The sequence below is a fragment of the Isoptericola hypogeus genome (assembly GCF_039531145.1).
In the GTDB taxonomy this organism is placed as follows: Bacteria; Actinomycetota; Actinomycetes; order Actinomycetales; family Cellulomonadaceae; genus Isoptericola; species Isoptericola hypogeus.
On the sequence record NZ_BAAAPM010000005.1, the window covers coordinates 327,272 to 348,260 of the forward strand.

16 protein-coding genes are annotated in these 20,989 nt (G+C 75.5%); 6 read left to right on the forward strand and 10 right to left on the reverse strand.

Annotated elements, in window-relative coordinates; translation table 11 throughout:
• Positions 1-6 precede the first annotated feature (6 nt).
• From ABD254_RS14190 to ABD254_RS14230, 9 genes are all read right to left on the reverse strand, one after another.
• Positions 7-759 carry a PspA/IM30 family protein gene (locus ABD254_RS14190; protein WP_344249068.1) on the reverse strand — a complete coding sequence of 251 codons (753 nt, stop codon included), beginning with the start codon at positions 757-759 and terminating at the stop codon, positions 7-9.
• A 70-nt stretch (positions 760-829) separates the two neighbouring features.
• Positions 830-2,944: a TPM domain-containing protein gene (locus ABD254_RS14195; RefSeq protein ID WP_344249069.1), complete on the reverse strand. Its 2,115-nt coding sequence runs from the start codon at positions 2,942-2,944 to the stop codon at positions 830-832.
• A gap of 145 nt (positions 2,945-3,089) precedes the next feature.
• A complete protein-coding gene (locus ABD254_RS14200) occupies positions 3,090-4,388 on the reverse strand; it encodes an AI-2E family transporter (RefSeq protein ID WP_344249070.1) in 1,299 nt (432 codons plus the stop codon).
• Positions 4,389-4,458: 70 nt separating this feature from the next.
• Positions 4,459-5,454, reverse strand: coding sequence for a TIGR03557 family F420-dependent LLM class oxidoreductase (locus ABD254_RS14205; RefSeq protein ID WP_344249071.1), 996 nt, complete (start codon positions 5,452-5,454; stop codon positions 4,459-4,461).
• 49 nt (positions 5,455-5,503) lie between these two features.
• Complete coding sequence (locus tag ABD254_RS14210; protein WP_344249072.1) at positions 5,504-7,198, reverse strand: DNA repair helicase XPB; 1,695 nt, start codon at positions 7,196-7,198, stop codon at positions 5,504-5,506.
• Positions 7,199-7,297: 99 nt separating this feature from the next.
• Entirely contained in the window at positions 7,298-7,726 is a 429-nt protein-coding gene (locus ABD254_RS14215; protein ID WP_344249073.1) for a type II toxin-antitoxin system VapC family toxin, read from the reverse strand.
• The gene (locus tag ABD254_RS14220; RefSeq protein ID WP_344249074.1) at positions 7,723-7,980 is read right to left on the reverse strand and encodes a type II toxin-antitoxin system Phd/YefM family antitoxin; all 258 of its coding nucleotides are present in this window, start codon (positions 7,978-7,980) and stop codon (positions 7,723-7,725) included. Before ABD254_RS14220 ends, ABD254_RS14215 begins: the two co-directional genes overlap by 4 nt.
• 75 nt (positions 7,981-8,055) lie before the next feature.
• The gene (locus ABD254_RS14225; protein WP_344249075.1) at positions 8,056-10,623 is read right to left on the reverse strand and encodes a helicase-associated domain-containing protein; all 2,568 of its coding nucleotides are present in this window, start codon (positions 10,621-10,623) and stop codon (positions 8,056-8,058) included.
• Between the two features lie 62 nt (positions 10,624-10,685).
• On the reverse strand, positions 10,686-11,609 hold the full coding sequence (locus tag ABD254_RS14230; RefSeq protein WP_344249076.1) for an NAD-dependent epimerase/dehydratase family protein: 924 nt from the start codon (positions 11,607-11,609) through the stop codon (positions 10,686-10,688).
• A 122-nt stretch (positions 11,610-11,731) separates the two neighbouring features.
• Between ABD254_RS14230 and ABD254_RS14235 the strand changes: the two genes are divergently transcribed.
• The 4 genes from ABD254_RS14235 to ABD254_RS14250 all read left to right on the forward strand — a co-directional run bounded on the left by ABD254_RS14235 (position 11,732) and on the right by ABD254_RS14250 (position 17,290).
• Positions 11,732-12,535 carry a TetR/AcrR family transcriptional regulator gene (locus ABD254_RS14235; protein ID WP_344249077.1) on the forward strand — a complete coding sequence of 268 codons (804 nt, stop codon included), beginning with the start codon at positions 11,732-11,734 and terminating at the stop codon, positions 12,533-12,535.
• Positions 12,536-12,636: 101 nt separating this feature from the next.
• Entirely contained in the window at positions 12,637-13,020 is a 384-nt protein-coding gene (locus tag ABD254_RS14240) for a cold-shock protein (protein WP_344249078.1), read from the forward strand.
• 35 nt (positions 13,021-13,055) lie between these two features.
• A complete protein-coding gene (locus tag ABD254_RS14245) occupies positions 13,056-13,865 on the forward strand; it encodes a DUF3027 domain-containing protein (protein ID WP_344249079.1) in 810 nt (269 codons plus the stop codon).
• An 8-nt stretch (positions 13,866-13,873) separates the two neighbouring features.
• Positions 13,874-17,290: a sacsin N-terminal ATP-binding-like domain-containing protein gene (locus tag ABD254_RS14250; RefSeq protein WP_344249080.1), complete on the forward strand. Its 3,417-nt coding sequence runs from the start codon at positions 13,874-13,876 to the stop codon at positions 17,288-17,290.
• A 64-nt stretch (positions 17,291-17,354) separates the two neighbouring features.
• Here the strand turns inward: ABD254_RS14250 and ABD254_RS14255 are convergent, their stop codons facing one another.
• Complete coding sequence (locus tag ABD254_RS14255; protein ID WP_344249081.1) at positions 17,355-17,612, reverse strand: DUF2530 domain-containing protein; 258 nt, start codon at positions 17,610-17,612, stop codon at positions 17,355-17,357.
• A 246-nt stretch (positions 17,613-17,858) separates the two neighbouring features.
• Here ABD254_RS14255 and ABD254_RS14260 point away from each other — a divergent pair, with 246 nt between their 5' ends.
• Entirely contained in the window at positions 17,859-19,367 is a 1,509-nt protein-coding gene (locus ABD254_RS14260; RefSeq protein WP_344249082.1) for a sugar transferase, read from the forward strand.
• 100 nt (positions 19,368-19,467) lie between these two features.
• Positions 19,468-20,931: an NCS2 family permease gene (locus ABD254_RS14265; protein ID WP_344249083.1), complete on the forward strand. Its 1,464-nt coding sequence runs from the start codon at positions 19,468-19,470 to the stop codon at positions 20,929-20,931.
• Positions 20,932-20,989: the final 58 nt, after the last annotated feature.

Genomic DNA, 20,989 nt, shown 5'->3' on the forward strand with positions numbered 1-20,989 from the left:
TCGGGGTCAGGGCTGCTCGGCGACCGGGCTGATCTGCGGGGCGGGGGCGCCGGACTTCAGCGCCGCGAGCCGGGCCTCGAGCTCGATCTCCTTGTCGGACATCTCCAGCTCGGCGAACTGCGCGTCGAGCGACGACGCGGCGATCTCGGCCTGGCCCATCGCCATGGCCTCCTCGCGGCGCACGGTCTCCTCGAACCGGCCCAGCTCGCTCGTGGGGTCGAGCACGTTGATCGAGCTGATCGCGCCCTGCACGGTCTGCTGCGCCTGGGCCGCCTTCTGCCGGGCGACGAGCTGGTCGCGCCGCGACTTGAGCTCGCCGAGCTTGTCCTTCATCGCGGCGAGGCCCGTCTTGAGCTTGTCGACGGTCACCCGCTGCTGCTCGATCATCGGCTGCGCCTGCGTGACCTCGGACTCGGCGTCGAGCTGCTTGCGGAGCGCCACCTTCGCGAGCTTGTCGAACTTGTCCGCCTCGAGGGGGTTGCCGCCGGACCGGTACTCGTCGGCCTTGCGCGACGCGGCCAGCGCCTTGGAGCCCCACTCGCGCACGGCGTTGAGGTCCTCGTCGTAGTCCTGCTCCGCGAGCCGGAGGTTGCCGATCGTCTGGGCGATCGCCTGCTCGGCCTCGGCGATGTTGTTCGTGAAGTCGCGCACGAGCTGGTCGATCATCTTCTGCGGGTCCTCGGCGCGGTCGATGAGCGCGTTGATGTTCGCCTTCGCGAGCTGGCTGATGCGACCGAGGATGCTCTGCTTCTGCGTCATGGTGCTGCTTCCTTCCGCCTGGTCCGGCGCGTCGTCCGGATCCGTGGGTCTGTCGTCGTCCGAGAGCTCGTCAGAATCGTCCACCACGGGAACGTCCGCCACGCCCCCCGCGGTTCCCGCGGGAACCGCCGCCCCCGCGCCCGGCGCGTCCGCCCCCGAACCCGCCGCCGCCGAAGCCGCCCCCGAACCCGCCGCCGCCGAAGCCGCCCCCGGACCCGCCGCCGACGCCGCCGCCGAAGCCGCCTCCGAAGCCGCCGCCGAACCCGCCGCGGCGGGCGCCGCGTCCGGGGCCGCGCAGGACGGTGTCCAGCAGGATCCCGCCCAGCACCATGCCGGCCGCGTCGGAGCCGGAGCCGCCCTGGCGCATCCCGAACCCCGCGGTGTCCTCGCGGGCCAGCCGCGCCGCCTCCTGGGCGTGCGACTCGGCGCGGCGGGCGGCGTCGAGCGCCCCCACCGGGTCCTGCGGCTGCAGCCGCCGGGCGTCGTCCGCGAGCCGCGCGGCCTCCGCCAGGCGCGTGCGGGCCTGCGTCCCGACCGCGCCGCGCCGGGTCGCGACGTAGTCCTGGGTGGCCCGCACCTGCGCGTCGACCCGCCGGAGCACGTCGCGCAGCAGGGCGCCCGCGCGCACGGCGTTCTCGGCCTGCTGCCGCGCGGGCGCGAGGGCGGCGTCGAGGTCCGTCTCGGCGGCGGCGACGCGGCGCAGCGCGGCGAGCGGGTCGCCGCCCGAGCGCGCGTCACGGGCCTGGTCGATCGCGGCGCGCGCCTCGGCGACGGCCGAGGCCACCGTCGCGTCGCCGGGCGCGAGCCGGTCGGCGTCGGCGACGTCCTGGCCGATCGACGCGACGCCCTTGTCGAGGTCGGCGCCCGCGGTCGCGAGGCCCGCCCCCGCCGAGTCCACGGCGTCGAGCAGGGTGGTCGCCTGGCCCAGGGCGTTCTGCGCGGCGCGCAGGAGGCCGACCGTCGTCGTGCGGGTGCGTCCGGTCAGAGCCTCCCGGCCCGAGTCGAGGGCCTCCCGGGCGTGCACGACCAGCGCCGCCGCCTGGTCGGGGTTCTCGCGCACCGACGCGAGCGCGGACGCGGGGTAGGTGCTGGCCAGCCCGGCCAGCGTCTGCCGCGCGACGTCGACCCGCTCGCCGATCTCGTCGGCGCGCAGCGCCGTGGTCTCCAGCAGCTCCGGGGCCCGGGTGTGCAGGTCCCGCAGGTCGTCGAAGGCGTCGGTCTGGGCGTCGAGGGCCGCGGCCGCGCGCTCGCAGCGGGCCAGGACGGCGAGCAGGAGCTCGCGGCGCTGCGGCTCGTCCTCGGGCTCGCCGTCGTCGAGCTCCTGGCGGCGCCGGAACGCGGTGGCGACGTCGGCCCGGGCCGCCTCCAGCGCGGCGGCGAACTCCCGCGTCGCCTCGACGCCGAACTCCGCCTCCGCGAAGCCGAGCTCCTGCTCGCTGGTGCGCAGCGCGTCGTCGACGTCGACCAGCGCGGTGCCCGCACGACGCTCCAGCTCGTCGGTGTCGAGCGCGGCCAGCGCGTCCTCGTCCGGGACCGGCGTGCCGTGCCGCCCGACCGAGGTGGGCGCGGCGGACGCGGCGGCGCGCCGGCGCGACCGGAACCAGACCCAGCCGCCCACCACGACCAGGCCCAGCACCAGGACCGCGACGAGCACGCCCCACGGCAGCCCGCCCCCGGACGACCCGCCCGCGTCCAGCACCGCGTCGACCGCCGCGACCGTGGCGCCCGCCCAGTCGTCGGCACGCAGCGCGTCCTCGGTCGCCGTCTCCACGGCGTCGAGCTGGTCGTCGCTCAGCCCCACGTTCGTGTCCACGGACAGCCCGTAGACCCGGTCCTCGGTCGCGACGGCGAGCAGGAGGTCGTCCGTGCCCAGCGACGCGTTGTTGGCCGTCTCGTTGGCCCAGTCGCGCCCGGCGATGCCGTCGAACGAGTCCACGTAGACGACGAAGAGCTGGTACGGCGTCTCCTCGGCGAGCCGGTCCAGGGCCTCCTGGACCTCGGGGGCGTCGTCGCCGAGCACCCCCGCCGGGTCGGTGATCTCGCTGTCCAGGGCCGTCAGCGGCGGGACGGCGTGGGCCGGCGCGGGCGCGGTGAACGGAGCCACCAGCAGCGCGACGAGGAGGAGCAGAGCGGCGAGGACGGGTGCGGCCGTGCGACGCGGCACGGTCGGGTCGGGCGCGATCACGCCCTGATCGTGTCGCGGGGGAGTCCCCGACGCAATCGCGCCCGGGCGCGGGTCGGTCACACCCCTGCTCCGCCGGGCGCACGCCCCGGGACCAGGGCAGACGGCCCGCGGCGCGCGGGCGCCGGCGCCGCGGTCGTCGGACCGCCTACCCGCCGGCCTGCTCGCGGCGCTCGTCGACCGTCCGCGCCGCCTCGCGGGCGGCGCGCCGGTTCGCCCGCCGACGTCGTGAGCCTCCCCCGTGCGTGTCGTCGGGCGGGTTGTCGGACGCGTCGTCGGACGGGTCGTCGGGCCGGTCGGCGCCGCGCTCCGGGTCGTGCAGGAGGTGCGACTCCACCAGCTCGTAGCGCAGGAGGTAGGTGTTGCCCACGGCCTGGATGGTGGCGGCGATCGGCAGCGCCAGGAACGCGCCGAGCGGGCCGAACACGGCGCCGAAGGCGAGCACGGCGACGAAGCTCACCGCCGGGTTCATCTCCAGCGCGCGCGCGGAGACCTTCGGGGAGAACACGAGGTTCTCCAGCTGCTGGTACGCGATGATGAACGCCAGCACCGCCAGCGCCTGCGGCAGCCCCTGCGACGTGAGCGCGACGGCGACGGGCAGCGCCCCGGCGAGGTAGGTGCCGATCGTGGGCACGAACTGGGAGACCACGCCCGTGAACACGGACAGCGGCAGCGCGTACGGCGTGTCCATGATCAGCAGGAACACGAAGGTGAATACGGCCGACAGGGCCGCGAGCACGATGCGCGAGTTGATGAAGTCCGAGACCTTCACCTGCGTGATCTCCCACAGGCGCAGCACCTCGGTCTGCCGGTTCGGCGTGAGCCAGCGGCACACCGCCACCCGGAACTGCGGCCCGGCGGCCAGCAGGTAGTACGTGACCAGCATGATCGTCAGCGCGGCGAAGATCACCCCGATGATCGTCGTGCCGATCAGGATCGTGCCGGTCGCGACGTCGGTGCCGAACTGGTCGACGGCCTGCCGCAGCAGCTCGTCCGACTCGGGCAGGGTCGCGCCCCAGGTGGTCTCGACCCACGCGCGCAGCTCGAGGTACAGGTCGGGCAGCGCGTTCACGAGCTGGATCAGCTGCTGCACGAACAGGTTCCCGAACAGCGCCATCACGACGATCACCACGACGAGGGACCCGATGAGCGCGGTGAACGCCGCGATCCCGCGGCGCCAGCCGCGCCGCACCAGCCACACGACGATCGGCTCCAGCGCGAGCGCCAGGAAGAACGCGATGACGAGGTTGACGATCAGCCCGCGCAGCTGGCCCAGCGCGTAACCGACGGCGAGCGCCGCGAACACCGCGGCCGCCGCCATGACGAGCGCGCGCGGCACCCAGCGCGGCGGGCGCACGGAGTCGTGCTGGAGGGGCCGTGCGTCGGGCACCGCGCCCGTGTCGGCCGCGGCCGCCGGGGCCCGGGCGTCGTCGGACGGCGTGGTCATGGAGCGAACCTAGCGGCGCCATCGTCCTCCGGCGCGGCGGAACGCCGCCGCACCCCGACGTCGGCCGAGGTCAGGCGGCGTCGGCCGGTGCCGCTTCGCGGAGCCTGGCCAGCAGCGGCCCCGCGCCCTCGTCGAGGAACTGCTGCTGGCGCTCGTCACCGATCTGCACCACGGACAGGTCCGTGAACCCGGCCTCCCAGAACGCCGACGCGGCCTCGACGACGGCGTCCAGGTCCGGGCCGCACGGGATCGAGGCGGCCACGTCGTCGGGCCGGACGAACCCGCTCGCGCGCTCGAAGGACTCCGTCGTCGGCAGGTTGGCGTTGACCGGCCAGCCCAGCCCGAACCAGCGGAACTGCTCGTGCGCGCGGGCGACCGCGGCGTCGCGGTCGGGGTCCCAGGAGATCGGCAGCTGGCCGATCTTGCGCGACGGCCCGGTCGCGGCATCCGCGCGGGTCGCGTCCCAGCGTTCCACCAGCTCCTGCTTCGGCTCGGTCGCGATCAGGTGGTCGGCGAGCGGGGCGAAATGCTCGACCGACTGCGGCCCCGACACGGCGACGCCGATCTCGACCGGGCTGTCCGGCAGGTCCCACAGCCGGGCGGAGTCCACCTGGAAGTGGTTGCCGCGGTAGCTCACGAGGTCGCCGGAGAACAGCGCGTCGACGATCTCGAGGGCCTCGGCGAGCATCTCGTGACGTTCGTCGACGGCGGGCCAGCGCTCGCCCACGACGTGCTCGTTGAGGTTCTCGCCCGCCTCCAGCCCCAGCGTGAAGCGCCCGTCGGAGAGCAGGCCCAGGGTCGCGGCCTTCTGCGCGACGACGGCCGGGTGGTAGCGCACGGTCGGGCAGGTCACGTACGTCATGAGGCCCACGCGCTCGGTCGCCTGCGCGACGGCGCCCAGGACGCTCCACGCGTACGGGGAGTGGCCCTGGGCGGCCAGCCACGGGAAGAAGTGGTCGCTGCAGACCTCGAAGTCGAAGCCGGCGCGCTCCGCGTCCGACGCGTACCGCACCAGCTCCCGTGGCCCGGACTGCTCGGTCATGAGGGTGTAGCCGAATCGGGTCATGCGGCCACCGTCCGTCGAAGCCGCGATGCCCGCACCCCGGTCACCGGGTCTACAGCGCGAGGTCCGTGCCGGAGGCGTCCAGCTCCTCCGCGTCGACGATGCGGTAGGCGTACCCCTGCTCCGCGAGGAACCGCTGCCGGTGGGCGGCGAAGTCCTGGTCGACCGTGTCGCGGGCGACGACGGCGTAGAAGTGCGCCGTCCGGCCGTCCGCCTTCGGCCGCATGACCCGCCCCAGCCGCTGTGCTTCCTCCTGCCGCGAACCGAAGGAGCCGGACACCTGGACCGCCACCGACGCCTCCGGCAGGTCGATGGAGAAGTTCGCGACCTTGGACACCACCAGCCGGGAGATCTCCCCGGACCGGAACGCCTCGAACAGCCGCTGGCGCTCGCGGACCGTCGTCGCGCCGGTGATGAGCGGGGCGTCCAAGTGCTCGCTGAGCTCCTGCAGCTGGTCCAGGTACTGCCCGATGACGAGCACCTGGTCGTCGGGGTGGGACGAGACGATCTGCTCCACGACGCGGTTCTTGCCCGGCGCGCACGCGGCCAGGCGGTACTTGTCCTCCGGCTCGGCGGTGGCGTACGTCATCCGCTCGTGCTCCGGCAGGGTGAGGCGCACCTCGACGCAGTCCGCGGGGGCGATGTAGCCCTGGGCCTCGATGTCCTTCCACGGCGCGTCGTAGCGCTTCGGGCCGATGAGGGAGAACACCTCGTCCTCGCGCCCGTCCTCCCGCACCAGCGTGGCGGTGAGGCCGAGGCGGCGGCGCGCCTGCAGGTCCGCCGTCATCCGGAAGATCGGGGCCGGCAGCAGGTGCACCTCGTCGTAGACGATGAGGCCCCAGTCGCGGGCGTCGAGCAGTTCGAGGTGGCTGTACACGCCCTTCCGCTTGGTCGTGAGCACCTGGTAGGTCGCGATGGTGACGGGCTTGACCTCCTTGCGGGAGCCCGAGTACTCGCCGATCTCGTCCTCGGTGAGCGACGTGCGGCGCACCAGCTCGTCGCGCCACTGCCGGGCGCTGACCGTGTTGGTGACGAGGATGAGCGTGGTCGTGCCGCTCTTCGCCATCGCGGCGGCGCCGACGATCGTCTTGCCGGCGCCGCAGGGCAGCACGACGACGCCCGAGCCGCCGTGCCAGAAACCGTCGACGGCCTGTGCCTGGTACGGGCGCATCTCCCAGGTCTTCGGCTGCTCGGTGGGCGTGCGGGGGTGCGTGGGGGAGGCCAGCTCGATGGCGTGCTTCTCGCCGTCGACGTACCCGGCGAGGTCCTCCGCCGGCCAGCCGAGCTTGACCAGCACCTGCTTGAGGTGGCCGCGCTCGGACGGGTGCACGACGACCGTCTCGTCGTCGACGCGCTCGCCCACCAGGCCGGCCGTGCGCTTCGACTTGAGCACCTCGGCCAGCACGGCGCGGTCCGTGGCCTGCAGCACGAGCCCGTGCGTCGGGTGGGTGGCGAGGGTGAGGCGCCCGTAGCGGCCCATCGTCTCGGCCACGTCGATCAGCAGCGCGTGCGGTACCGGGTACCGGGAGTACTCGATGAGGGTGTTGACGACCTGCTCCGCGTCGTGCCCCGCCGCGCGCGCGTTCCACAGCCCCAGGCTCGTGAGCCGGTAGGTGTGCACGTGCTCGGGTGCGCGCTCCAGCTCCGCGAACGGCGCGATGGCGCGGCGCGCGTCGTCGCCGCGCGGGTGGTCCACCTCCAGCAGGAGGGACTTGTCGCTCTGCACGATGAGCGGGCCGTCGGGCATGCGGTTCCTTTCGGTGTGCCGGGCGTGGGGGCGGACGCCCGTGGGCATCCAGCATGCCAACACCGGGCCCGGGCCGCGTGTTCCGCGGGGCCCGAACGGTCACCCCTCCGGCCGCAGCCAGGGGTTCAGCACGGCGACGCCGGTCGGCTCCATGTCCGCGACGTTCTGCGTGACCACCACCAGGTCGTGCGCCGCGGCTGTCGCGGCGATCAGGCAGTCGCGGTCGCTCCGGTGGTCCGGGACGTGCATCATGGCGGCGCGCCGTGCGGCCGCGGCGTCGAAGGGCAGCACCCGCTCCCCGAACCCCGGCACGACGACGGACTCCAGCCAGTGCCGCAGCCTGGCACCTTGCGCGGCGAAGGTGCGCTCCTTGCGGAGCACCCCCATCTCGAGCTCCAACAGGCAGATCGCGGAGGTGTGCAGGGTCTCGTCGGGCTGAGCATCGGCCCAGGCGAAGACCGCGGGTTCTCGTCGGGACGGGCTCTTGCGCAGCTCTGAGATGACGTTGGTGTCCAGGAGGTAGGTCACAGGTCGGCGGCCTCGATCCGCGGCTCGACCCGACCAGGCTCGAAGTCGACGTCGTCCGCGTCGGGCGCGCCCGCACCCATCGAGAGGCGACGTGCCAGGCTGGGGAGGTCGGCGGTGAGCCGCCGGTACTCCTCGATGCTGAGGAGGACGTGGGACGCTCGCCCTCGCTCGGTGATGACGACCGGTCCGCGATCGGCCGCGCGCTTGGCCGCCGAGGCGTGGTGGTTGAAGTCGCGTGCGCTCATCGTCGTCATGGCAAGCCTCCGTGGCGCCGACTCGTTGCTACGTATGTACATCGTAGGCCGGAGGCCGGTGGTCGTGGCAGTCCCTCAGCTGTCGGAGGGCTCGACGGCGGCGATGCGGTGGACGGCGACGGTGAGCTCGGCCTCGCGGACGGGGTCGAGCGCGCGCAGCCTTCCGCCGTCGAGCCGCAGCGGCTTGAGCTCGCGACGCTCCATCGCCCCCAGCGGCCCGACCATCTCGACCCACACCCGCCGGCCGTCGCGCAGCGCGTCGTGCAGCACCGCCATCGCGTCGCCGGGCTGGGTGCCGGCCCCCGGCGTGCCGTGGCGCGGGTGGACGGGCGCGCTCGCCGGGCCGGGCGACGGCGGCACGTCGGCGGCCGTCTGCGCACCGCGGGCCGCGAGCCGGTCGACGGCGGTCGCCTCGCCGCGGTCCGCGGCGCGCAGACGGGCGACCAGCATGGCGTGCGCCTCCTCCGTCGAGCCGTTCGGCACGGCGCCCGACGCCGCCACGCGCGCCGCCGCCCCGCGCCGCGACGGGGCGGCCCGGTCCAGGCGTGGCGGACGCCGCAGCCGGGCGCTGAGCACGCGCCCGTCGGGCCCCTCCAGCGCCGACAGCAGCCCGCGGGCGCGCAGCGCGTCGTGCAGCTCGGCGGCCGGGACGGCCGCGGCCAGCACGGTCGGCGCGAGGCGCACCAGCCCGAGGTGGGCGAGGCGCGGGTCCTGGTCGAGGCCCGCGAGCGTCGTGGGGTCCGCCGCCCGCACGTACGACCCGGCGTTCCCGACGCGCACCGCCTCGTGCCGGCGTGCGGTGTCGCGCACCAGGTACTCCAGGGGCTGCGGCACCGGCACCCGTGACCGGCGCGCCAGGTCGGCGACCAGCTCGTCCGCGGTCGTGCCGTGGTCCAGCGCGCGCGTGACCGACGCCGCGGAGAAGCGGACCGTCGTCGCCGCCCCGCGCGACTCGACGTCGGCCGCCCGCTCGAGCAGCCGCGCCAGCGCCTGGGACGGTCGTCCCGGCACGATGCCGGTGAGGTCGCCCTGCAGCAGCAGCTCGTCCACCTCGGACGGGAGCGCCGCGCGCATCGCCTCCGCCAACGTGTCAGGCGCGGGGTTCGCCCCGGTGGGCAGGGTGCCCGACAGGTGCGTCTGCAGCGCCCGCCCGGGCCCGGAGAGCGCGCCCGCGCCGGTGACGCCGAGCAGCGCGGCCTCGGTCAGCAGCCCCGCGACCGCCTGCTCGGGCGGCACGGTGCGCGGGCTGTGCCAGCGCAGCACCGTCATCACCGCGTCCGGGTCGAGCGCGGTGCCGGGCTGCGCGGCGAGCACCCCGAGCACGTGGCGCCGCAGGCGGGGCACCCACGCCCGGTGCAGGTCGGGCGACAGCGCCGCCCGGACCGTGCCCTTCTCGTCCCGGGAGCCGACCAGCCACGGGGTGCGGCGCGACGTCGCCCACGCCGCGGCGAGCAGGGCCCACCGGCCTGCGTCGTCCAGGTCGTCCCAGTCGTCGGCGGCGGTCGTGGGCCGATAGGACGGCGGGGCGTCGCCGTCGTCCGCCAGCACGCCGGCCGAGGCCGCCAGCTCGACGACGATCGCCGCCACCCGCTCGTCGCAGCCGAGCGCCTGCGCGGTGCGGCGCAGGTCGCGCACGCCGACGCCGCCGCTGCGGAGCACGGACGGCGGCGCGTCCTCCCAGGCGGCGACGAGCAGGTCGACGTACCGCACGAGGTCGAGCGCGGCGCTCGCGGACTCGGCGTCGGAGATCTCGGGCCGGACCGCGCGGCCGTCCGGGGCCGGGGGAGCGAGCTGGGGCGACCGGTGCGTGCGGCCGCCGCGCAGCGCCAGGCCGACGTCGCGCGGCAGCACGACGTGCCGCGCGTCCGTGCGCTGCAGCAGGCCGGCGTCGGCGAGCGCGTCGACCGCGGCCCGCGCGGCCGTGCCCACCGGCGGCACGACGCCGACCGGAGGCCCCCACGCCAGTGCGTCGAGGATCTCGCGCCCGCCGCGCGGCAGGTCGTCGAGCTGCGCGGCACGCGGGCTGCGTCCTTCTGCGTCGGTCGTCCCGGTGCCGGTCGGCGGTTCAGAGGGATCGCGGGGCGCGTGCCGTGCCGGCCCGAGGCCGGCGGGGTAGGGCCCGAGGACGTCGGCGAGCCCGGGGCTGACGCGCAGGTCCGGGCCGGACGGGTCGCCCGCGTCCCACAGCAGGCCCGCGGTGAGGGCGTCGTCGAGAGCCCGTCCGACGGCGGCCGCCGCGCCGCGCGTCGCGCCGACCCCTGCCGCGCCGTCCCTTGTCGCGCCCCCCGCGGCACTCTCGGTCGCCGGTCCCGCGGCGTCGAGGGCGCCGATCGCCGCCGCGACGCGGGGGGCGGTCACGGGGCCGGCCTCGGCGAGCACGGCCACGGCCTCGAGCACCTGCAGCGTGCGGGCGTCGGCGTGCGCGACGGCGCGCTCGAGGCTCGTGCGGCTCGACGCGCGCGCGGCGAGCGACCGCAGCGTCGACGGCGACGGGGTGGCGAGATCCGGCCGGGCGCGCAGCAGCGCGACGAGCGCGGCGTCGTCCCGCGTGCGGATCGCCTCGGTGAACGTGCGCGGAGCCGGGTCGCCGAGGCCGTCCGCGACGTCGACCGCGGCCGTGCTCCCTGGCGACGTGCTGACCATCTGATCGATGCTACGCGCCGTCTCCCCGCCGCCCGTCCGGCACGCCCTCGTGGGGGCGTCGCTCAGCCCTGCGCGGTGCGCCGGCATACCTCCGCCCACGGCGTGGGTGCGATGCCGAAGCGCTCCTGCGCCGCGGTCGAGTCCATGACGTACGGGCGCTCCCACTGGTAGGCGAGCTCGCGCAGCTCGCGCATCATCGGCGAGACCAGCGCCACGCCGGCCAGCGCGGCCCCGCGGAGCGACCCGACGCGCACGGGCGGGCGCCCGGCCGACGCGAGGACGTCGGTGAGCGCCTGCACCTGGCTGACGGGCGCGTTGCTCGGGGTGTGCCAGGTGCGGCCGTGGGCGCCCGCGTCCTCGGCGGCGGCGACGAGCGTGCGCGCGGCGTCGCCGACGTCGGTGAACGTGTGCGGCCGGTCGGTGCGGCCGATCATCGTGACCCGCTTCCCGGCCAGTGCCGCGGGCACGACCCGCGAGACGTGCCCGTTGCCGCCCACGCCCGGCCCGACGAAGTCGGAGCTGCGCACCTCGACGGCGCCCGCGAGGCGCCCGGCGGAGAACGCGGTCCTGGCGTCGGCCCACATCCGGGCGCGCAGCCGGCCCTTGTGGTCGGTCGCGGCGTCGGGCAGGTCCTCGGTCATGGGGCCGTCGACGGGGCCGTAGGGGTAGAGGTTCCCGGTGAGGGCGTAGACGGCGCCCGAGCGCTCGGCCGCTGTCTGGAGCGCGGCCGCGAGCGGTGGCCATACCCGCTCCCACTGCGGGTAGCTCCCCGGGTTGGCGCAGTTGTAGAGGACGTCCGCGCCCTCGGCGGCGGCCGAGAGGGCGTCGGCGTCGGAGGCGTCCAGCGCGAGGTGGCGGACGCCGGCCACGCCGGTGTCGCGCCCGGAGCGGGTGACGACGGTGACGTGCGCGCCGCGGGCGGCGAGGAGGGCGGCGACGTGGCGGCCGACCGGGCCGGCGCCGACGACGAGCTGACGGTCGGTCATGACGGGTGCTCCAATCCGAGAGCGGTGCTCTCTGTCCGTTCGAGCATGTCACGCCGGTGCGCCCCAGGCAAGAGCAGTGCTCGCATTTGTGGGCGGTGATCTCGCAATGGCAGGCTGGGGCGATGAGCGACCCTCACGACGCCCCGGTCGGCACCCCACGCACCGCCCGCGCGCTCGCGCGCGAGGCGATCACGCGCGAGATCCTCGCCGCGGCCCGCGCCCGCCTGGCCACCGACGGCCCCGCCGCGCTCTCGCTGCGCGCCGTCGCGCGGGACGTCGGCATGGTCTCCTCCGCCGTCTACCGGTACTACGCCAGCCGCGACGCCCTGCTCACCGCGCTGATCGTGGAGTGCTACGACGAGCTCGGCGCCGCCGTCGAGCGCGCGGAGGCCGACGCCCCCCGCGACGACCTGCCCGCGCGCTGGCTCGCCGCCTGCCGCGCGCTGCGAGACTGGGCCGTGGCCCATCCCGGCGAGTTCGCCCTCCTGTACGGCACGCCGGTGCCCGGCTACGCGGCCCCGCGGCGCACCGTGGACCCGGCGACGCGCGTCGTGCGGGTCCTGATCGCCGTGGTCGTGGAGGCGGACGCGCGTGGGTCGCGGCCCGTGCCCGCGCCGGCCGACGGGGACGCCGGGGACGCGCGGGCCGAGGGCGACGCCGCGCTGGTCGCCGGAGCCCGAGAGTTCGCCGCGGCGCGCGGGCTGGCCCACGACGCGCCCACCGAGGCCGTGGTGCGCACGCTCATGGCGTGGACCGCACTGTTCGGCACCGTGTCGTTCGAGCTCTTCGGGCACCTCGTGGGGTCGGTGACGGACACCGGGCGGTGGTTCGACGCCGTCGCGGGACGCCTCGCCGCCGACCTCGGCATCCACCGATCGGCAGGGCGCGGGCGGGCGGAGGCGACGGCGCCCTCCGTCGGCCGGTAATCTGGGACCTTCCGGTCCCGCAGGGCGCACGTCCGCGCGGCCGGCCCACGACGACGAGCACGACGACGAGCACGACAACGACGAGCACGAAGAGGTTCCAGGTGCCCAGCGGCAAGGTCAAGTGGTACGACGCCGACCGCGGCTTCGGCTTCATCGCCGGCGACGACGGCGGCGAGGTGTTCCTGCACGCCTCCGCATTGCCCGCGGACGCCGCGAGCCCCAAGCCGGGCACGCGCGTGGACTACGGCGTCGCCGACGGTCGGCGCGGCCCTTCGGCCCTCGCGGTCAAGGTGCTCGATCCGTCGCCGTCGGTCACGAAGGCGAAGCGCAAGGCGCCGTCCGAGATGGCGACCATCGTCGAGGACCTCATCAAGGTGCTCGACAACGTCGGCGACCAGCTCAAGCGCGGCAAGTACCCTGATGGGGCGACGGGCAAGCGCGTCGCGACGTTGCTGCGCGCCGTCGCCGACGACCTCGACAGCTGACGAGAACTCCGAGAGACCGAGACCCGAGAAGGAACATGGTGACTGCTGCCGCTCCCGCGCCCGCGCGCACGACCCGGGTCAGCGCCCGCGCACGCAAGGACGCCGTGCTGCTGGGTGCTGCCGACCTGGCACGCGCCGCCGCGCAGGAGGTGGCGTCGTCACCGTCCGACGTCGGGGAGCACCTGGGCGCGGTCGCCGACGGCGAACGCCTCATGTCGCACCGGTTCGCGGCGGCGATGAAGGGCTACCACGGCTGGCACTGGACCGTCACGGTCGCCCGCGTGCCGCGCGGGCGCGTCGCGACGGTGTCCGAGGTCGAGCTGCTGCCCGGCGACGACGCGCTGCTCGCTCCCGCGTGGCTGCCCTGGTCCGAGCGCCTGCGACCGGGCGACGTCGGCCCGGGCGACACGCTGCCGTTCCGCGCCGACGACCCGCGCCTGGAGCCCGGCTGGACGCCGTCCGGCGACGACGAGCTCGACTCCGTCGCGATCGACGAGCTGGCGCTCGCCCGGGAGCGCGTGCTCTCGCCGCAGGGTCGTGACGAGGCCGCCGAGCGCTGGTACCGCGGGTCGCGCGGGCCGACGGCTCGCGGGGCCGTGGCGTCCAAGTCGGAGTGCGGGACCTGCGGCTTCCTCGTGCCGCTGGCCGGTCCGCTGGGCCAGCTCTTCGCGGTGTGCGCCAACGAGTGGTCGCCCGACGACGGCAAGGTCGTCTCGCTCGACCACGGCTGCGGGGCGCACTCGGAGACGGACGTCGAGCAGCCGCCGAGCGACTGGCCCGCCGACGCCCCGCTCATCGACGAGGTGAGCATCGAGCGAGTCGATCCCGCCGACGACGAGCAGTGAGGCCGGCGGTGGTCGAGCCCGCCGAGACCACTGAGCCGCCGGTCGAGCCGGCGCAGTCCCGAGCGGGTCGCGGGGTCGAGACCGCCGACCCGTTCGGCACCGCCGGGCTGCGCGACGCCGTCGTGGCGGCGTGGCTCGCGTCCGGCACCCGCTTCCGGGAGGACGCGAACGCCGAGGAGGACCACGCCCGGGGCTACTACCGCGACCGGGTCGTCGTCGAGCTCGCGCAGAACGCGGCCGACGCCGCTGCCCGCGCGGGTGAACCCGGCCACCTGCTGCTGCGCCTCGAGCGCTGTGAGCATGATTCTGGCCCACTCTCGGGCTCCGAAGTGGGCCAGAATCATGCTCACAGCGGGTGGCGGCTGGTGGCGGCGAACACGGGGGCGCCGCTCGACGCCGACGGCGTCTCCTCCCTCGCCTCGCTGCGCGCGTCGGCCAAGTCGGCGGAACCCGGGCGGGCGACCCACGACGGACCGGTCGGCCGGTTCGGCGTCGGCTTCGCGGCCACCCGGTCCGTCGCGGACGACGTGGCGGTGCGCTCCGTCACCGGGGGCGTGCGGTTCTCGCTCACTGGGACGCGGGCGCTGCTGGACGAGGCCACGGCCGCCGGTGGCGAGGCGCAGTCCCGCCTCCGGCGCGCGGTGGCCGAGCGGGGCGACGACCTGCCGGTGCTGCGGTTGCCGTTCGCAGCCCCCGGGCTCGACGACGCCGAGCAGGCGGAGCTCGACGGCGCCGCGACCGTCGTCGAGCTGGCGCTGCGCGACGACGCCGTGGAGGCCGTGCGCGACCAGCTCGCCGCCGTCGACGACGCGCTGCTCCTCGCCCTGCCCGCCCTCGCGTCGGTCACCGTCCAGCGCTGTGAGCATGAATTGGGCCCTGTTTCGGGCGCCGAGGTGGGCCAAAACCATGCTCACAGCGTGGAGGTGCGGGGGGTCGACGAGCGGTGGGTCGTGCGCCGGCGGACCGGCGTCGCCCGGCCCGAGGACGTCGCGGACCTGCCGCGCGAGCAGCGTCGCACCGCGTGGTCCGTCGCGTGGGCGCTGCCCCGGCGCGGCGCGCGACCGACCGGTGCGCCGGCCGACCGGGCGGCGGGCGTGCTGCACGCCCCCACGCCCACCGACGTACCTCTCTCGCTGCCGGGGCTGCTGGTCGCGTCGTTCCCCGTGGACCCGGGTCGCCGGCAGGTGCTGCCCGGACCGGTCACCGAGCTCCTCGCCGCCGAGGCCGGCGGGGCGTTCGCCGACCTGCTCGCCGATCTCGCCGTCGAGCGCGGGGCCGACGTCCTCGACCTCGTGCCCGCCGACCTGCCGGCGGGCGAGCTCGACGCCGCGATCCGGGACGCGGCCACGGACGCGCTGCGCGCGACGCGGCTGCTGCCGGCCCCGGCGGACTCGACGTCCGGTGCGGACCCGACGTCCGGTGGAGACCCGGCCCTTCGGCAGGCTCAGGACGGCGCCCTTCGGCAGGCTCAGGACGGCGCCGGCGGGTCCCTCGTCGCCCCGGGGGACGCGACGGTGCTCGCGGGGCCGGCCGGGGACGACGACCGGCTGGTCGCGGCTCTGGCCGGGGTGGTGCCGGGGCTCGTCGCGCTCGGGCCGCGGCACCAGGGAGTCGCGCGCAGGCTCGGCGCGGCCGCCGTGACGGTCGCGGACGTCGTCGCCGACCTGCCCGCGGGCCTGCCGCCCGCGCGATGGCACGCGCTGTGCGAGGCGCTCGAGCCGCACGCGTCCGACCCGGGCGTCCTGGAGGCGCTCGCCGGCGCGCGCGTGCCGCTCGTCGACGGGCGGACGGCGTCCGGCGTGCGCGGCACCGTCGTGCTGCCCGAGGACGACGACGACCCCGCGCTCGTCGCCATCGCGCGGACCCTCGGGGTGCGCGTCGTGCACCCCGACGCGGCGCACCCCCTGCTGGTGCGGGCGGGGGCCACGCCCACGGACGCTCGAGCCCTGCTCGACGACGACGGCGTGCGGGCGCTGGCCCTCGCCGCCTCGGAGGCCCTGCTCGACGGCGCCGCCGAGGTGCCGCCGGTGGCCGACTGGCCGGCGCCCACGACGCTGGTCGGGCCCGTCGACGCCCGCCCGCACGAGGTCGTCGAGACGGCCCTGGCCCTGGCGCGCCTCGCGCTGCCGGCCGGGCCGGAGGGCTTCCCGTTCTGGCTCGGCGAGCTGCCGCTGCCCACGGCCGACGGCGAGCTCGCGCCCGCGCGCGAGACGACGGTGCCGGGCTCCTGGGCGTCCGGGGCACTCGACGGTCTGGCGCCCGTGACCCGTGCCGCGACGGCCCGGCACGGCGCCGAGCTGCTGCGCGCCGTCGGCACGCACGCGGACGTCGACGTGTACCGGGTGCCCGACGTGCTCACGCCCGACGTGGACGACCCGGACCCGGAGCACGGCCCCGACGAGCCCGCGGGCTGGCTCGCCGGGTGGGCCGACTACCTGCGGTTCCTGTCCGGGCGTCTGGGGCCGGGCGTGGACGTGGGCGAGGTGCTCGCCGTCGCCGACCTGGACGCCGTCGGCGCCCAGGAGGAGGGCGACGGCGTCGGTGGCCCGGGGGCCGCGGCGGACGACGTCCCCGACCGTTGGGCCGACGTGCTCGCCCGGGTCGCCGCCGACCCGGCCGCGCGGCGCGCGCTCGTCACGCCGGTCGCGGGCGCGCCGTCGTACACCGCGTGGTGGCTGCGTCGCCGGCTGCGGGCGCCGTTCGCCCGGCGCACCGACGTCCCCCTGCTGCCGCCCGTCCCGCCGGCCCTGGCCGGGCTGGACGACGAGATGCAGCGCGCCCTCGGCGCCGTCGGCGGGCTCGGCGAGCTCGCCGCGGCCGACTGGCCGGCGGCGCTCGACCGGCTGCCGGACGCCGGCACGCCGCTCGAGCTTCCGGTCGCGCTCGGCGTGTGGCGCGGCCTGGCGGGCCTCGCCGTGCGCCTCACGCCCGCGGCCCGGGCCGCCGCGCTCGACCCGCTGCCCGACCGGCTGCCCGCGCTCGACGCAAGCGACGTGGTGGTGCGGCGGGCCGACGACGTCGAGGTGGCGGGCACGGCGCGCTGGGCGGTGCTCGGCCCGGTGCTGCCCGTACCCGCGGGGGAGGTCGACGCGGTCGCCGACCTGCTCGACCTGCCCGTCGTGGGCGAGGACGGGCTGCCCGCGCCGGACGGTCTCGGCGCCGAGCGTGAGCTCGACCCGCGCGTCGCCGCGCTCGACCCGCGCCTGCCCGGGACCTGGATCTGCCACGAGCGGCTGTCCGTCGCGGGCGCCCCCGTGCCGTGGTGGGTGGACGCCGAGGGCCGCGCGCACGCGACCGATCGGGCCGGGCTCGCGGCGGCGCTCGCCGACGTCCTCGGCCGTCCGGACCGCGCCGCTCTGCTCGCGACCGTGCTCGCGGCGCCCGACCGCGCCACCGAGCTGTGGGTCACCACCGCCTGGGGCTGACGCTCGCGGGTTGAGCCTGTCGAAACCCTCGCAGTGGTTTCGACAGGCTCAACCACCGTCCGGGTCAGTCCTCGCCGCGGTAGGCGCGCCGGTTCCGGCGTTCCCACAGCAGCCCGAGCCCGCCGAGCAGGATGCCGACGGAGCACGTGACGACGACCTCCGGCGTCGCGCGCCCCAGGGCGAGCAGCACGACCGTCACCGCCAGCGCCGTCGCCCAGGCCGCGATCCCGGCGAGCAGCACGCGGCGCAGGTCCACCCGCAGGGGCGGGGGACCGGGACGGCGGCGCTCCGGGTGCAGCAGCATGCTGGTGATCGAGGGCACGCGGGAAGTCTACGGTCCGCGGGCGGCCGCCGGGCTGCCTCGGCGGCTCGTCCCGGCCGGCCGGGGCGAGTGCGGGTCCGACCGTTTCGTCAAGACTGACGAGCGGGTGAAACTGCAGGTGAAGGGTACTTTCACCCGCGGGTGAAGCGCGGGTGAAAGCGGGGGTGAAAGGCCCCGCGAACGGTCCTCGGTGGCGGCCTCCCGCTCCTACTGTGGTGAGCGTCCAGCCGCAGGAAGGAGGCCGCCGTGATCACCGTCCCGGACACCGTCCAAGCCCCGCGCTCACGCCGCGCCGCCGTCCGCGCGGCTCAGCTGCGCGAGGTGCGCGAGGAGTTCCGGAGCGAGCCCTGGCAGGCCGTGTACCGCCGCCGGCTCGTGCGGACGGACCTCGGGGTGGTCGTCGCCACCGCCGTGCTCGCGGCCCTGTTCCGGGGCGTGGTGACGAACGAGAGCGTCACGCCGTGGGTGCTCGGCGACCAGCTGATCCTCGCCCTGGTACTGGTCGGGGCGTGGACGTGCAGCCTCGCGCTCGCCCGTGCCTACGACGTGCGGGTCTTCGCCTCCGGGCCTGCCGAGTACCAGCGCGTCCTCGAGGCGTCGTGGAAGCTCGTCACCCCGCTCGCGCTGCTGGCGCTGCTGGTCTCCTGGCCGGGCGCGCGCATGTTCCTGCTGGTCGCGGTGCCGACCGGCGTCCTGGCCCTGCTCGGGGGCCGGTGGGCGAGCCGCAGCTGGCTGCACCGACAGCGGCAGGCCGGCGGCTGCGTGACCCTCGTGCTCGCCGTCGGGCTGAGCGACCAGGTGGAGCGACTGATCCGCGAGCTCAACGACCGTCCCTCCGGCTACCGGGTGGTGGGCGCGTGCGTGCCGGCCTCCGACGACGTGCTGCCGGGCGAGGAGATCCTCGGCGTGCCGGTGCTGGGCGACCTGCGCACGGCCGGCACGATGGCCGCCGAGGTGGGCGCGGACTGCGTCGCGGTGAGCGGGTCGGACGCCATCACGGCCGACGTCGTGCGGCGCCTCGGGTGGGAGCTGGAGCCCGTCGGCGTCGACCTCATGCTCACCGCCGAGCTCGCCGACGTCGCGGGGCCGCGCATCACCGTGACGCCCGAGCAGTCGGTGTCGCTGCTGCACGTGGACGCCCCGCGGTTCTCCGGGCCCCGGTACGTGCTGAAGTCCGTCGTGGACTGGCTCGGCGCCGCCCTCATCACCCTGGCGCTCCTCCCCGTGATGATCGCCGTGGCCCTCGCCGTCAAGCTCACGAGCCGGGGGCCGGTGCTGTACCGGCAGGACCGGGTGGGTCGCGACGGGCGGACCTTCCCGATGCTGAAGTTCCGCTCGATGCGGGTGGGCGCCGACCGCGAGCTGACGCTGCTCACCGGGGGGAGCGACGGTGCCGGCGTGCTGTTCAAGCTGCGCGACGACCCGCGCGTCACCCCCCTCGGCAAGGTCCTGCGCCGCTACTCGATCGACGAGCTGCCGCAGCTCTTCAACGTGCTCGTCGGGCAGATGTCCCTGGTGGGACCGCGGCCGCCGCTGCTCGCCGAGGTGTCGCGGTACGAGACGCGGATGCGTCGTCGCCTCCGGGTGAAGCCCGGCATCACCGGGCTCTGGCAGGTGGGCGGGCGATCCTCCCTGTCGTGGGAGGAGACCGTGCGGCTCGACGTCTTCTACGCCGAGAACTGGACGCTCTTCGGGGACCTGCTGATCCTCGCCCGCACCGCCAAGGCCGTCTTCTCCGCGCGCGGCGCGTACTGAAGCCGTCCCGGTCGGGCCGGGTCGAGATCACACGGTCTCGACCGGCTCGACCGACCGATTCGTGCAGGCTTCCTTCACAGCGTCTGCCATGATTCTGCTCATGGCGAACCAGACCACCGCGCCGCCGTCGGGCGACCTGAGCGCGATCGACCGCTTCTTCAAGATCACCGAGCGAGGCTCGACCGTCGGGTCCGAGATCCGCGGCGGCCTGGTCACCTTCTTCGCGATGAGCTACATCATCGTGCTGAACCCGCTGATCATCGGCACGGTGCCCGACGGCACCGGGCAGGTGCTCGGCGGCGGGCTCGAGGCGACGCCGGAGACGCTGGGCATGATCGCGTCCGCGACGGCGCTCGTCGCGGGCCTCCTCACCATCGCGATGGGCGTCTTCGCGAACTACCCCCTGGCGCTCGCAGCCGGCCTCGGGCTCAACGCCGTCGTCGCCTTCTCGATCGCGAGCCTCCCGGGGATGACCTGGGCCGACGCGATGGGCATCGTCGTCATCGAGGGCATCATCATCCTCATCCTGGTCTTCACCGGATTCCGCGAGGCCGTGTTCAAGGCCGTGCCGGTGGAGCTCAAGACGGCGATCAGCGTCGGCATCGGCCTGTTCATCGCGCTCGTCGGCTTCGTCAACGCCGGCTTCGTGGTCCCCGGCAACGGCACCCCCATCGCGCTCGGCTACCTCGGCACGTGGCCGATCCTCGTGTTCGTCGTGGGTCTGGTCCTGACGATCGTGCTGTTCGTGCGTAAGGTGCGCGGCGCGATGCTCGTCGCGATCGTCACCGCCACGGCGCTCGCCGTCGTGCTGGAGAACACGCTGCACATCGGCACCAAGGCCGGCGGCAACCCGAACGGCTTCAACCTCAACGCGCCCACGTTCGAGGGTGTCGTCGACGTGCCGGACCTCGGCCTGCTCGGCCAGTTCTCCCTGCTCGGGTCGTTCGAGAACCTCACGGTCGTCACGGTCGCCCTCCTGGTCTTCTCCCTCCTCATCGCGGACTTCTTCGACACCATGGGCACCATGGTCGCGGTCGGGGCCGAGGGCAAGCTCCTCGACGCCGGGGGCAACCCGCCCCGGACCCGCGCGATCCTCGCCGTCGACTCCGTCGCCGCCGTGGCCGGTGGCATGGGCAGCGTGTCGTCGAACACCGCCTACGTCGAGTCGACGACCGGCGTGGGCGCGGGCGCACGTACCGGCCTCGCGTCGGTCGTGACGGGCATCGCGTTCGTCCTCGCGATCTTCCTGTCGCCGATCGTCGCGCTCGTGCCGTACGAGGCCGCCGCGCCGGCGCTGGTGTTCGTGGGCTACCTGATGATGGCGCAGGTCGCCGGCATCTCCTGGCGCAACGTGGAGATCGCGATCCCCGCGTTCCTGACGATCGTCCTCATGCCGTTCACGTACTCCATCGCCGACGGCATCGGAGCCGGCTTCATCGCCTTCGTCATCATCAAGCTCGCGCTCGGCAAGGCGCGGCAGATCCACCCGCTCATGTGGGGCGCCGCCGTGATGTTCGTCGTGTACTTCACGCTCGAGCCCATCCAGCAGGCCCTGGGGATCTGACACCGGGTGGAGAGTGTCCCCGTCGTGGCGGGGCAGATGACGGCAGCCGGGGCGTCGG

Excerpts from the sequence above, each read along its gene's own strand:
- ABD254_RS14190 (WP_344249068.1), bottom strand. The coding sequence starts at position 759 with ATGACGCAGAAGCAGAGCATCCTCGGTCGCATCAGCCAGCTCGCGAAG.
- ABD254_RS14200 (WP_344249070.1), bottom strand. The coding sequence starts at position 4,388 with ATGACCACGCCGTCCGACGACGCCCGGGCCCCGGCGGCCGCGGCCGAC.
- ABD254_RS14205 (WP_344249071.1), bottom strand. The coding sequence starts at position 5,454 with ATGACCCGATTCGGCTACACCCTCATGACCGAGCAGTCCGGGCCACGG.
- ABD254_RS14210 (WP_344249072.1), bottom strand. The coding sequence starts at position 7,198 with ATGCCCGACGGCCCGCTCATCGTGCAGAGCGACAAGTCCCTCCTGCTG.
- ABD254_RS14220 (WP_344249074.1), bottom strand. The coding sequence starts at position 7,980 with ATGACGACGATGAGCGCACGCGACTTCAACCACCACGCCTCGGCGGCC.
- ABD254_RS14225 (WP_344249075.1), bottom strand. The coding sequence starts at position 10,623 with ATGGTCAGCACGTCGCCAGGGAGCACGGCCGCGGTCGACGTCGCGGAC.
- ABD254_RS14230 (WP_344249076.1), bottom strand. The coding sequence starts at position 11,609 with ATGACCGACCGTCAGCTCGTCGTCGGCGCCGGCCCGGTCGGCCGCCAC.
- ABD254_RS14235 (WP_344249077.1), top strand. The coding sequence starts at position 11,732 with ATGAGCGACCCTCACGACGCCCCGGTCGGCACCCCACGCACCGCCCGC.
- ABD254_RS14245 (WP_344249079.1), top strand. The coding sequence starts at position 13,056 with ATGGTGACTGCTGCCGCTCCCGCGCCCGCGCGCACGACCCGGGTCAGC.
- ABD254_RS14265 (WP_344249083.1), top strand. The coding sequence starts at position 19,468 with ATGGCGAACCAGACCACCGCGCCGCCGTCGGGCGACCTGAGCGCGATC.